Genomic DNA, 12,310 nt, shown 5'->3' with positions numbered 1-12,310 from the left:
TAACTATAATTAAATCAATGGCTTAGCTCCGCCGCTCTTTATTGTTTAAAATTTATCAAAATTTCTAATTTCCAAGGGGCTTCATTATGACGCGCGTTTTTTTGCTCGTTGCGCTCGTTATTCTCGGTGGCTGCGCGACCGCTCCCCGGCAGACCGGCAATGTATGCGCAGTCTTTGATCAACGCGACGGCTGGATAAACAATTGGCAGAAGGATGCGACGCGTGCTTCGCGTGAATATGGCGTTCCCGTTCCTGTTCTCATGGCGACGATCTATGCTGAATCGGGTTTCCGCCCTTATGCGCGCCCACCACGCACCAAGCTGCTTGGTTTTATCCCATGGAAGCGTGCATCAAGTGCCTATGGCTATTCGCAGGCTCTGAATGGAACCTGGGATCGATATAAGCGCGAAACGGGCCGCTGGACGGCTTCACGCAGCAATTTTGGCGATGCCATTCATTTTGTCGGCTGGTATCATAATGAAAGCAGCCGAAGAAACGGTATAAGCCGGAATGATGCTTATAGCCTCTATCTGGCCTATCATTCGGGTCATAGCGGCTATGCGCGCGGTGTGTGGCGCAATAATTCAACAGCGTTGAATGGGGCAAAGCGTGCGCAGACCATGGCCAATCGTTATACGATGCAATTGCGCTCCTGCGGGCGCATGGGTTAGTTCGGCTTCGTGCCTGAAATTCGTTCCGAGCGTCGTTTCAAATTGATACGAGTTTCGGGCTCGCCTTTGCAGAGCCTTCCTTGTTTTGTTTGAATCCTTGGAAATACTCTTTAAAGTCACCGTCCAGCCGTAATCGAAGTTATCATTTGCGGCGAATCGAACATTGAGGATGACCTTTTTATGCTGAAGAAACTTGGGATTGCCCTAATCTGCGCCACATTTTTAGCAGGCTGCACGACCGACCCCTATACAGGTCAGGAAAAGATGTCGAACACCGCGGGCGGCGCTGCAATTGGTGCGGCGGTTGGAGCGCTCGGTGGTCTTATGGTTGGTGGCTCAAGCCGTGCTCAGCGTAATGCGGTTCTCATCGGCGCGGGTATTGGCGCGCTCGGTGGCGGCGCTATCGGCAATTACATGGATCGCCAGGAATCGGAATTGCGCAATCAGTTGCAGGGTACCGGCGTTTCCGTGACGCGTAATGGTGATCAGATCATTCTGAATATGCCGTCCGCTATCACTTTCGATACCGATCAGGATCAGGTGAAGAGCCAGTTCTACCCAACACTGAACTCTGTCGCGATCGTGTTGCGCAAGTTCAATCAGACTCTTGTGGATGTTTACGGCTTTACCGACTCGACCGGCAGCGCGAGCTATAATCAGGGTCTGTCGCAACGTCGTGCGGCTTCGGTTGCGAGTTATCTTGGTTCCCAAGGCATTGATCCGCGCCGTTTTGCTGTTATCGGATATGGTGCAAGCCAGCCGGTTGCTTCCAATGCAACGCCGCAAGGACGAGCACAGAATCGTCGTGTGGAAATTCAGATTTCGCCACTGCGTGGCGTCAGTCAGTAAAAACGAAAAATCGGATATTCATCCGTTTTGGCGCAGCTCTCCGCGAGGAGAGTTGCGCTTTTTTGCAGATGATGCGCGAATCGGCGGCACGAAAGGCGCATTTTTTGGAATTAAGCCGTGGATGCTAACGTAAATTATTGTTTTCTAATAAATTAGAACATGAATAGAACAAAAAATTAAAATCATATTAAAACAATAGGTTGGTGGTATTGCATAATGAGAACAAAACAGATACAAATAGATATTGGCGATGAGCCCGATGGGCTTCTAGCGAGGCAAGAGGATAGTGTAAGATGTCTCAGAAATCATTGCGACTCGTTGAGGAAAAATCAGTGGACAAGACAAAAGCACTCGATGCGGCACTGTCGCAAATTGAACGCGCGTTCGGCAAGGGCTCCATTATGCGGCTTGGTCAGAACGATGTCGTCGATATTGAGACGGTGCCAACCGGTTCGCTTTCTCTCGATATAGCCCTGGGCGTCGGCGGTCTGCCCAAAGGGCGTATTGTTGAAATTTATGGTCCAGAAAGTTCTGGTAAGACGACACTTGCACTGCATACGATTGCGGAAGCGCAGAAGAAGGGTGGCATTTGCGCATTCGTGGATGCGGAACATGCACTTGATCCGGTCTATGCCCGCAAGCTTGGCGTTGACCTTGAAAATCTTCTGATCTCACAGCCCGACACCGGCGAACAGGCGCTTGAAATTACCGATACGTTGGTGCGTTCGGGTGCGATTGATGTTCTGGTGGTCGACTCGGTTGCAGCTTTGACACCGCGCGCTGAAATCGAAGGCGAAATGGGTGATTCTCTGCCGGGTCTTCAGGCTCGTCTGATGAGCCAGGCGCTGCGCAAGCTGACGGCATCAATCTCGCGGTCGAACTGCATGGTCATCTTCATCAACCAGATTCGCATGAAGATTGGCGTTATGTTTGGCTCGCCTGAAACGACGACCGGCGGTAATGCGCTCAAGTTCTACGCCTCTGTTCGCCTTGATATTCGCCGTATCGGTTCGATCAAGGAACGCGATGAGGTTGTTGGTAACCAGACACGCGTGAAGGTGGTTAAGAACAAGCTTGCACCTCCGTTCAAACAGGTTGAGTTTGATATTATGTATGGTGCCGGCGTTTCCAAGATGGGCGAATTGGTTGATCTTGGTGTTAAAGCCGGTGTTGTCGAGAAGTCTGGTGCTTGGTTCTCTTATAATTCCCAGCGTTTGGGGCAGGGCCGTGAAAACGCCAAGCAGTATCTCAAAGACAATCCCGATACCGCACGCGAGATTGAAACGACACTCCGCCAGAACGCCGGTCTGATTGCCGAGAAGTTCCTTGAAGACGGCGGTCCGGAAGCTGACGATGGCCCGGATGTAGCCGAAGCTTAGGCGTCTTATAGAGATGAAACAGAAAACGCCCCGCACGAGAGTGTGGGGCGTTTGCTTTTTATATTCGATACTGTTGCATAGTTGCCGTTTTCTTCGCTTCCACGCGAAATTGCTTTTATAGCGCACACTGCTTATCTGGACAGAAAAGCAGTGCGCCGTTAAAAGCAGTCAACCGAAACTCCATGTTCCTTGTCGGGCAGTACGGAACGCAGCGGCTTAAGTGCCGAAGTCTGTCGCCGCATTGCGGGTGGAGAAAAGATAATCGATGTGCTTCTTTGAGGGGTGCGTCCGTGCAGGGTGGAAGAAGCCCAAGGGTGAATTATGGCTGGCGTCAACGAGATAAGATCTACGTTTCTCGATTACTTCCGTAAGAACGGACACGAGGTTGTTTCATCAAGTCCATTGGTGCCGCGCAATGATCCAACGCTCATGTTTACCAATGCGGGCATGGTGCAGTTCAAGAATGTTTTCACCGGTCTTGAGCACCGTCCTTACAGCCGCGCGACAACGTCGCAGAAATGCGTGCGCGCAGGTGGAAAGCACAATGACCTTGATAATGTAGGCTACACCGCTCGCCACCACACTTTCTTTGAAATGCTCGGCAATTTTTCCTTTGGCGATTACTTCAAGGAAGAAGCGATCAGCCATGCCTGGAACCTGATCACCAAGGAATTCGGCCTCAATAAGGACAAGCTGCTCGTCACCGTTTATCACACGGATGATGATGCTGCGAATTTCTGGAAGAAGATCGCAGGCCTTTCCGACGATCGTATTATTCGCATTGCCACAAGTGATAATTTCTGGGCGATGGGGGATACTGGCCCATGCGGTCCGTGTTCGGAAATTTTCTACGACCACGGCGATCATATCTGGGGCGGACCTCCCGGATCGGCTGACGAAGACGGTGACCGCTTCATCGAAATCTGGAATCTCGTTTTCATGCAGTTTGAACAGGTTACGCCTGATCAACGCATTGATCTGCCTCGCCCATCGATTGATACTGGCATGGGGCTTGAACGTGTTGCTGCTGTCCTTCAGGGTGTGCATGACAATTACGATATTGATCTCTTTAAAGCGCTGATCCGCGCTTCGGAAGAAGCAACAGGCGTCAAGGCTGAAGGCGATTTCCGCGCCAGCCACCGCGTCATTGCCGATCATCTGCGTGCATCGAGCTTCCTGATTGCCGATGGCGTGCTGCCATCGAATGAAGGTCGCGGTTATGTGCTGCGTCGCATCATGCGTCGCGCGATGCGTCATGCGCAGCTTCTTGGGGCGAGCCAGCCATTGATGTGGCGTTTGCTGCCAGCCCTGATCCGCGAAATGGGGCAGGCTTATCCGGAACTCATCCGTGCAGAAGCGCTGATTTCAGAAACGCTCAAGCTGGAAGAAACCCGTTTCCGCAAGACCCTGGAGCGCGGGCTTGGCCTGCTTTCCGATGCTTCGGAAAATCTGGTTGAGGGCGATCGTCTTGATGGCGAAACTGCATTCAAGCTTTACGACACCTATGGTTTCCCGCTTGATCTGACGCAGGATGCTTTGCGGCAGCGCGGTGTGACGGTTGACACTGATGGCTTTAATGTTGCCATGGAACGCCAGAAGGCCGAAGCACGCGCCAATTGGACGGGTTCGGGCGAAGCTGCAACCGAAACCATCTGGTTCGGCATTAAGGATAAGGTCGGCGCGACCGAATTCCTCGGCTATGAAACCGAAAGTGCGGAAGGTGTCATCACGGCACTTGTGCGCGATGGTGGAGAAGTGGCATCGGCATCTGAGGGTGAAACCGTGTCCGTCGTGGTCAACCAGACGCCTTTCTACGGCGAATCCGGTGGCCAGCAGGGTGATACCGGAACAATCTCGGGTGAAGGCTTTGTCATCACCATCAAGGATACGCAGAAAAAGGGCGAAGGTGTCTTCGTACATACAGGCGAAGTGACCAGCGGTTCGGCAAAGGTCGGTGAAGCCGTTGAGCTGAAGGTGGATTCCGAGCGTCGCACGCGTATCCGTTCCAACCATTCGGCAACACATCTGTTGCATGAAGCGCTGCGCGAAACCCTTGGAACCCACGTTGCGCAAAAGGGGTCGCTTGTTGCGCCTGATCGCCTGCGTTTCGACTTCTCGCATCCAAAGCCGATTTCGGCAGAAGAACTGACCGCTGTTGAAAATCTCGCCAATGAGATCATCCTGCAAAATGCGCCGGTTTCAACGCGCTTGATGGCCGTAGACGATGCGATTGCAGAAGGTGCGATGGCGCTGTTTGGCGAAAAATATGGCGATGAAGTGCGTGTTGTTTCGATGGGCACGGCCAAGCATGGCGAAAAGGCTGGCAAGGCTTACTCTGTTGAGCTTTGCGGTGGCACGCATGTGCGCCAAACCGGCGATATCGGCCTTGTGCGCATTCTCTCTGACAGCGGCGTTGCTGCCGGTGTTCGCCGCATGGAAGCGCTGACGGGTGAGGCGGCTCGCCTTTACCTTGAAGAACAGGATGAGCGCGTCAAAGCCATTGCTGGTGCACTGAAAACGACACCGTCTGAAGCACTCGAGCGTGTCAACGCACTGGTTGACGAACGCAAGAAGCTGGAACGTGAACTTGCAGATGCGCGCCGACAGCTTGCGTTGAGCGGCGGCTCTTCGGATGGTGGCAGTGCTGTTGAAACCGTCAATGGCGTCAACTTCCTTGGTAAGGTTGTGACCGGCGTTTCGCCACGCGATCTCAAGCCGCTGGCTGATGAAGGCAAGAAACAGGTTGGCTCCGGCGTCGTTCTTTTTATTGGTGTTGGTGAAGATGGCAAGGCAAGCGCTGTTGCTGCTGTCACTGAAGATTTAGTTGGTCGTTTTAGCGCGGTTGATCTTGTTCGTGCTGCATCGGCTGCTCTTGGTGGCGCAGGCGGCGGCGGTCGCCCGGATATGGCACAGGCTGGTGGCCCCGATGGCGCCAAGGCAAACGATGCCATCGTTGCAGTGAAAGCGCTGATTATTTGATAAATTGCGTATAAGAATGAAAAGGCCGGGATTTCCCGGCCTTTCTTTATGCTGCATGCGCTCTACGACTATCGACGGGCGCTTCATCGCGCTCACTAAGGCTATAATCCCGCGCCACATCCGCAACGCGCAGGCGATAGTTTTCAAAAACACCGCCGCGCCCTTTTGCCTGTGCGATGCGATGGGTGGGTAGATTGCGCCATTGTTTGACTGCCTCTTCATCCCGCCAGAAGGAGAGGGACAGCAGCTTTTCTGGCTCAACCAGACTTTGAAAACGTTCAATCGATATAAAACCGTCGATTTGCGCAAGATCAGCGCGCAGGCTTGCGGCAATATCGAGATACTGCTCACGCCTCTCATCATTTGCTGGCCAGACTTCAAAAATAACAGCGATCATGGCTTGATGAACTCCGCATGCGGAGCGGATTGCAGTTTGAGAAATATGCGCTCTTCACACCGGATAAATTGTTCGCGTTTTGCAAATTCATAATTCGCTCGGCCGATTGGATCAGCAGCCAGACGTGCGCGAAACTTTTCATAGGCAGCAAGGTCTTCGATTGAATAAACACCATAAGCTGTTGTGGTGGAGCCTTCATGCGGGCCGAAATAGCCAATCAGATTGGCACCGCAACGTGGGCTTGCCTGTCCCCAATTGCGTGCATATTCCGCAAAAGCCTCGGCTTTGAACGGATCAATTTGATAGCGTATAAAGCAGGTAATCATTCTTATCTCCTGAAATTGGCTGATTTGCTGGAGACGTTTTAGCGCATTGAACTTCATCCATGCTTCGGTTAGCATCGAAGTATGAAAGACGGGCCTATCATAGCTTCTGTTGCAGCCCTGTTGGGCGATCCGGCACGCGCAAACATGCTCACCGCGCTGATGGACGGCCGTGCTTTGACGGTAAGCGAACTTGCTGCTGCGGCGGGCGTGACGCTTCAGACAGCCAGCGGGCATCTATCCAAGCTTGATGCCGCGAATTTGCTTGTGGCTGAGAAGCAGGGCAGGCACCGTTATTTCAGGCTATCAGGCCCGGACGTAGCACAGGTGCTCGAAGGTTTGATGGGGCTTGCCCAACGCACTGGTGCCGTGCGTGTTCGCACTGGTCCTAAAGACCACGCACTGCGAAAAGCGCGTATTTGCTATGATCATCTGGCGGGTGAGCGCGGCGTGGAAATGCTTGATGCGTCTTATAAACTCGGTTTGATTGATCATGCCAGTGAGCCTCTGCTGACCGATGAGGGAAAATCATTCTTTTCATGCATGGGGATTGATGTCGATGCGCTGCAAAAAGGCAAACGACCGCTTTGTCGTCATTGTCTCGACTGGAGTGAAAGACGCAATCATTTGGGTGGCGCACTGGGTGCTGCACTTCTGAAAACCTTCATCGATAAAGGCTGGGCACGCCGCGAAGCGGGGCGTGTGATTGCCTTTTCCCCCGCTGGCGCGCAAGCGTTTACCAAAGCTTTTCAGCTCTGATTTTTCTCATCACTCAATTTGTTGTGTTGTGAAGGCCGTAGAGCGGTGAACGATCCCATGGACGATGCCGAATAGTGAGCGGTAAACAAAAAACGGCGGGAAAATCCCGCCGTCTCAATTTGAATTGGCTTAGGCTTAAGCAGCCATTGCCTTCTGAAGATTTTCGTCGATCTTGTCGAGGAAGCCGGTGGTCGAGAGCCAAGGCTGATCTGGGCCGATGAGCAGCGCCAGATCCTTGGTCATGTAGCCGCTTTCAACGGTGTCCACGCAGACCTTTTCCAGGGTATCAGCAAAGCGCTTCAGTTCTGCATTGTTGTCGAGCTTTGCACGATGTGCGAGGCCGCGGGTCCATGCAAAGATCGAAGCGATCGAGTTGGTCGAAGTTTCTTCGCCCTTCTGGTGCTGACGATAGTGACGGGTCACGGTGCCGTGTGCAGCTTCTGCTTCAACAGTCTTGCCATCCGGCGTCATCAGAACCGAGGTCATCAGGCCGAGCGAGCCAAAGCCCTGTGCCACGATGTCGGACTGCACGTCGCCGTCATAGTTCTTGCAAGCCCAGACATAACCGCCGGACCACTTGAGAGCCGAGGCAACCATGTCGTCGATCAGGCGATGTTCGTACCAGATCTTTGCTTCCTTGAACTTTTCAGCGAATTCAGTCTGATAGACTTCTTCGAAGATGTCCTTGAAGCGACCGTCATAGGCCTTGAGAATGGTGTTCTTGGTCGAGAGATAGACCGGATAATTGCGCTGCAGGCCATAGTTCAGCGAAGCGCGTGCAAATTCACGAATCGATTCGTCGAGGTTGTACATGGCCATTGCCACGCCAGCGCTCGGTGCCTGATAGACTTCGTGTTCGATGGTTTCGCCATCTTCACCGACGAACTTGATCGACAGCGTGCCCTTGCCCGGGAACTTGAAGTCGGTCGCGCGGTACTGGTCACCAAAAGCGTGACGGCCAACGATGATTGGCTGTGTCCAGCCTGGAACCAGGCGAGGGACGTTTTTGCAGATGATTGGTTCGCGGAAGATAACGCCGCCGAGGATGTTACGGATGGTGCCGTTTGGCGACTTCCACATCTTCTTGAGCTTGAATTCTTCAACGCGGGCTTCATCCGGCGTGATGGTTGCGCATTTTACGCCAACGCCGTGTTCCTTGATGGCGTTTGCAGCATCAATGGTAACCTGATCGTTGGTCGCATCGCGGTGCTCTACCGACAGATCGTAATATTTCAGATCGATGTCGAGGTATGGATGGATCAGCTTGTCCTTGATGAACTGCCAGATGATGCGTGTCATCTCATCGCCGTCGAGTTCAACGACCGGGTTTGCAACCTTGATTTTTGCCATTGATAATGCCTCTCATTGAATGCGTCGCGCTCGTATAGCATCGGTAAACGCGAAGGCAAAGCGTCAGAGACTCATTCTTTGGCCTATAGGCACATTTTCAGGCGGCGTGATGGGCAGACTTTCGCCATTCTGAGCGCTGATCGCGATAAGTTTGCTGTTCGCGCAACAAAATAGCGTCTGCGTCCAATGTCGAGATTGCAGCTGATTTGTCTATCGGCACAAGGCCATTGACCTGAAGTGCCAGATAGCGTCCGCAGCAAACCCGAAGAAACGATGCGAAATTATCGAGATCGTGACCTTCCGTGCGCGATTCTCCATAGAGTTTGCCCAGGAGACGGCTGACTGACATCTCGTCACGTCCGGCAATCTCTTCCAGCGCTGACCAGAAGAAGTTCTCCAGTCTGACACTTGTGACCACCCCGTCAATACGCAGTGAGCGGGTTACACTTTGCCAGAGTAACGCGTCAGCCCCGATGAACAATCTGCACATGATTTCCTCCCAAAATATGTCCCGGGATAGTGTCGCGCAGTTTGCCTTCGCCTGCAACTTAGTTCAGGGGTTGAACGCTATAAGTGATGCTTCCGGCGGTTGCCTCATTAATGTTCAATGTGAGATCGCGGATTTCCACTTTTTGCTGATCAGCGGGAAATTCTACCGTCTGGCCTGATGCTGGAAATTCCAGACTGTCAATCGAGTAGGCTCTGATATCAAACTGCATTTTATCGGCTTCTAAACCAACAAAAACAATATCATAGATGCGTCCGCTTTCATTGGACGAATAGTCGTTTTTCGATGGAAGCATGGTTCCTTTACTGTAATCGCGCGGAGGAACAATCGGATTGCCCGACAAGACAAATTGTGTTTGGCCGAATGTTTCCGGCGAGGGAGCCGGATATTGCTCTGATGTAACGGCCACCTCTGCTTCAGCCGCATCCTGCGCATGGGCGATATTTGATGCGCCTGCAAAAATGGCGCTCATGCTGATGGCTAACGAGAGAGCAAGGGATCTGGCAGTTTTCATCTGGTCTTCCATGTCATTGCAAGAAAGCCTTTCCGACAGAATTTGCGGAAAGGCTCTGATTTGGCATTTTTATCGAAATGCGGTGCAGGATGAAAGCAAATGCTTGCGTCTAACCATGCGTGATTTTGGTGCCGAGCACAGCAAGGAATTGCGAAAGCCACGCCGGATGGGCAGGCCATGCAGGTGCTGTCACCAGATTGCCGTCCGTGACCGCCTCATCGACAGGAATATCGGCATAAGTGCCGCCGGCCAGCTCAACTTCCGGGCGGCAGGCCGGATAGGCCGAGCAGGTGCGCCCATCAAGAACGCGCGCTGCGGCGAGAAGCTGCGCGCCATGGCAAACGGCGGCGACTGGTTTGTCTGCTTCAAAGAATTTTCTGACGATTGCGATGACCTTGTCATCAAGGCGCAGATATTCCGGCCCGCGACCGCCGGGAATAACAAGCGCATCATAGTTTTCAGCCTTAACATCGGCAAATGTTGCATTGAGCTTGAAATTGTGGCCGGGTTTTTCGGTGTATGTCTGATGGCCTTCAAAATCGTGAATAGCGGTCGCTATGGCGTCTCCCGCTTTCTTTCCGGGACATACGGCATGAACCTTGTGACCAACCGCGAGCAGCGTCTGAAACGGAACCATTGTTTCGTAGTCTTCACAGAAGTCGCCGCAGATCATGAGAATTTTTTTGCCGGACATGATTTTCCTCCCTGTAACGTCGATGTCGGTCAGGGCAGTCTGACATGGATGGGCGCAGAGCTGGTGTTATTCCGCTACTACACGTGTTTTTCGATATCGAATGTAAGGGGAATCTTTGCGATTTTCTGTCATTTATGTCAGGGAAGCGCCACGATTTTAAGGAATAAGCGGAAAATATCATGGCAGGAACAGACAAGCAGCGCCCAATGATCACGGAAGGACCAGCCATCATTCTGGTTAATCCGCAATTGCCGGAAAATATCGGCATGGTGGCGCGTGCCATGGCAAATTTTGGCCTCGCGGAACTGCGATTGGTGCAGCCGCGCGAGGAATTTCCAAGTGAAAAAGCGCGTGCTGCGGCAAGCAAGGCCGATCATATCATCGACAATGCGGTTGTTTATGATGATCTGCCTTCGGCGATTGCCGATCTCAACTTTGTCTATGCGACCACCGCGCGTGAACGTGATGGTTTCAAGCAGGTGCGTAGCCCTGTGGAAGCAAACAATGAGTTGCGTCGTCGTTTTGTGCGTGGTGAGAAGATCGGCATTCTTTTCGGGCGTGAGCGCTTTGGTCTCAGCAATGAGGAAGTTGGTCTTGCTGATGAGCTGGTGACATTTCCGGTTAATCCGGCTTTTGCATCGCTTAATATTGCGCAGGCTGTGCTGCTCATGTCTTACGAGTGGATGAAATCTGGCCTTGCAACCGAAACGGACACGGTTTTCCGTGGGCCAGAAATGGAAGCTGCGCCGAAGCTGGAATTGCAGAGTCTTTTCAACCATCTGGAAGAGGCGCTTGATATTCGGGGTTATTTCCGTCCCGAGGCGAAGAAAGAAATAATGGTCAATAATCTGCGTTCTGTTTTGACTCGCGCAGGTTTTGCATCGGCAGAACTTAAGCTTTTGCGCGGCGTCATCACATCGCTTGATGCTTTCACACCCAAGAAGCCACGCGGCTCTGGTGCCCCGGAAGGTCGTGCACGCAAACCCGCAAAAGAGGACAAGGCTGAATGAAACACCCGCCTGCAGCAGAGCTTTCCGGCAAGTCTTCAACCGCGACAGAAAGACCAATTTTGGTCTTTGACAGTGGTATCGGCGGGCTGACAGTTTTGCGCGAGGCGCGAGTGATGATGCCGGATCGGCGATTTATTTATATCGCAGACGATGCCGGTTTTCCTTACGGCGATTGGGAAGAAGAAGCGTTGCGCTTGCGCATTGTCGAACTCTTCGGTCAGTTTATCACTGAGCATGACCCTGAAATCGCGGTGATCGCCTGTAACACGGCTTCGACGCTGGTGCTTGACGATCTGCGTCGCGCTTATCCTTCGGTGCCGTTTGTTGGCACCGTTCCCGCTATCAAGCCTGCTGCTGAGCGCACCTCGTCGGGGCTTGTGTCAGTTCTTGCAACGCCGGGTACAGTCAAGCGTGCCTATACGCGCGATCTGATCCAGTCATTTGCAACGCAATGCCATGTGCGCCTAGTTGGTGCGGATCGCCTTGCAAGCATTGCCGAGGCGCATATTCGCGGTGAGCAGATTGATGAAGCGCTGGTGGTTGAGCAGATCACGCCGTGTTTTGTCGAGAAGGATGGAAACCGCACGGATATTGTTGTGCTGGCCTGCACGCATTACCCATTTCTCGCCAATGTGTTTCGCAGGCTGGCGCCATGGCCAGTCGACTGGCTTGATCCTGCCGAAGCCATTGCGCGTCGCACTTTATCGCTGTTGCCGCCAAGACATATTGATGACGAACTGCATCATCACGACGATCTGGCGGTCTTTACATCGCAGAAACCTGATTATGCCATTCGCCGATTGATGCAGGGCTTCGGGTTGCCGTTTTCCTGAGCAACAAGAATGTTCTCATTCGAAGATCCAGGAATGTAATTCAA

13 protein-coding genes are annotated in these 12,310 nt (G+C 52.7%); 7 read left to right on the top strand and 6 right to left on the bottom strand.

Features of this window, described 5'->3' with window-relative positions; genetic code table 11:
* Positions 1–86: 86 nt before the first annotated feature.
* The 4 genes from VBH83_RS07805 to alaS all read left to right on the top strand — a co-directional run bounded on the left by VBH83_RS07805 (position 87) and on the right by alaS (position 5,878).
* Positions 87–671: a transglycosylase SLT domain-containing protein gene (locus tag VBH83_RS07805; RefSeq protein WP_265984522.1), complete on the top strand. Its 585-nt coding sequence runs from the start codon at positions 87–89 to the stop codon at positions 669–671.
* Positions 672–851: 180 nt separating this feature from the next.
* Complete coding sequence (locus tag VBH83_RS07800; protein WP_265984523.1) at positions 852–1,520, top strand: OmpA family protein; 669 nt, start codon at positions 852–854, stop codon at positions 1,518–1,520.
* Positions 1,521–1,813: 293 nt separating this feature from the next.
* Positions 1,814–2,899, top strand: coding sequence for a recombinase RecA (recA, locus tag VBH83_RS07795; RefSeq protein ID WP_265984524.1), 1,086 nt, complete (start codon positions 1,814–1,816; stop codon positions 2,897–2,899).
* A gap of 321 nt (positions 2,900–3,220) precedes the next feature.
* Positions 3,221–5,878, top strand: coding sequence for an alanine--tRNA ligase (alaS, locus tag VBH83_RS07790; protein ID WP_265984525.1), 2,658 nt, complete (start codon positions 3,221–3,223; stop codon positions 5,876–5,878).
* A gap of 46 nt (positions 5,879–5,924) precedes the next feature.
* On the opposite strand, the gene VBH83_RS07785 is transcribed toward alaS, so the two are convergent.
* Positions 5,925–6,275 (bottom strand): antibiotic biosynthesis monooxygenase, encoded by a 351-nt coding sequence (locus VBH83_RS07785; RefSeq protein WP_265984526.1) that lies wholly within the window; start codon positions 6,273–6,275, stop codon positions 5,925–5,927.
* A complete protein-coding gene (locus VBH83_RS07780) occupies positions 6,272–6,601 on the bottom strand; it encodes an NIPSNAP family protein (protein WP_265984527.1) in 330 nt (109 codons plus the stop codon). The genes VBH83_RS07785 and VBH83_RS07780 overlap by 4 nt, the downstream gene beginning before the upstream one ends.
* Before the next feature lie 81 nt (positions 6,602–6,682).
* Here VBH83_RS07780 and VBH83_RS07775 point away from each other — a divergent pair, with 81 nt between their 5' ends.
* The gene (locus tag VBH83_RS07775; protein WP_265984528.1) at positions 6,683–7,357 is read left to right on the top strand and encodes a helix-turn-helix transcriptional regulator; all 675 of its coding nucleotides are present in this window, start codon (positions 6,683–6,685) and stop codon (positions 7,355–7,357) included.
* Positions 7,358–7,492: 135 nt separating this feature from the next.
* Here the strand turns inward: VBH83_RS07775 and VBH83_RS07770 are convergent, their stop codons facing one another.
* The 4 genes from VBH83_RS07770 to VBH83_RS07755 form a co-directional block, all read right to left on the bottom strand.
* The gene (locus tag VBH83_RS07770) at positions 7,493–8,707 is read right to left on the bottom strand and encodes an NADP-dependent isocitrate dehydrogenase (RefSeq protein WP_396997051.1); all 1,215 of its coding nucleotides are present in this window, start codon (positions 8,705–8,707) and stop codon (positions 7,493–7,495) included.
* Positions 8,708–8,804: 97 nt separating this feature from the next.
* On the bottom strand, positions 8,805–9,197 hold the full coding sequence (locus VBH83_RS07765; protein ID WP_396997049.1) for a ribbon-helix-helix domain-containing protein: 393 nt from the start codon (positions 9,195–9,197) through the stop codon (positions 8,805–8,807).
* Between the two features lie 58 nt (positions 9,198–9,255).
* Positions 9,256–9,741: a hypothetical protein gene (locus tag VBH83_RS07760; protein WP_396997047.1), complete on the bottom strand. Its 486-nt coding sequence runs from the start codon at positions 9,739–9,741 to the stop codon at positions 9,256–9,258.
* Between the two features lie 97 nt (positions 9,742–9,838).
* The gene (locus tag VBH83_RS07755) at positions 9,839–10,423 is read right to left on the bottom strand and encodes a DJ-1/PfpI family protein (RefSeq protein ID WP_265984532.1); all 585 of its coding nucleotides are present in this window, start codon (positions 10,421–10,423) and stop codon (positions 9,839–9,841) included.
* A 179-nt stretch (positions 10,424–10,602) separates the two neighbouring features.
* On the opposite strand from VBH83_RS07755, the gene VBH83_RS07750 reads away from it, so the two are divergent.
* On the top strand, positions 10,603–11,433 hold the full coding sequence (locus VBH83_RS07750) for an RNA methyltransferase (RefSeq protein ID WP_265984533.1): 831 nt from the start codon (positions 10,603–10,605) through the stop codon (positions 11,431–11,433).
* Complete coding sequence (gene murI, locus VBH83_RS07745; RefSeq protein ID WP_265984534.1) at positions 11,430–12,266, top strand: glutamate racemase; 837 nt, start codon at positions 11,430–11,432, stop codon at positions 12,264–12,266. The genes VBH83_RS07750 and murI overlap by 4 nt, the downstream gene beginning before the upstream one ends.
* The last annotated feature ends 44 nt before the right edge of the window (positions 12,267–12,310 follow it).

Source organism: Ochrobactrum sp. S1502_03, from assembly GCF_044435015.1.
GTDB lineage: Bacteria > Pseudomonadota > Alphaproteobacteria > Rhizobiales > Rhizobiaceae > Brucella > Brucella chromiisoli.
This window is presented reverse-complemented; position numbering and strand designations above follow the sequence as displayed.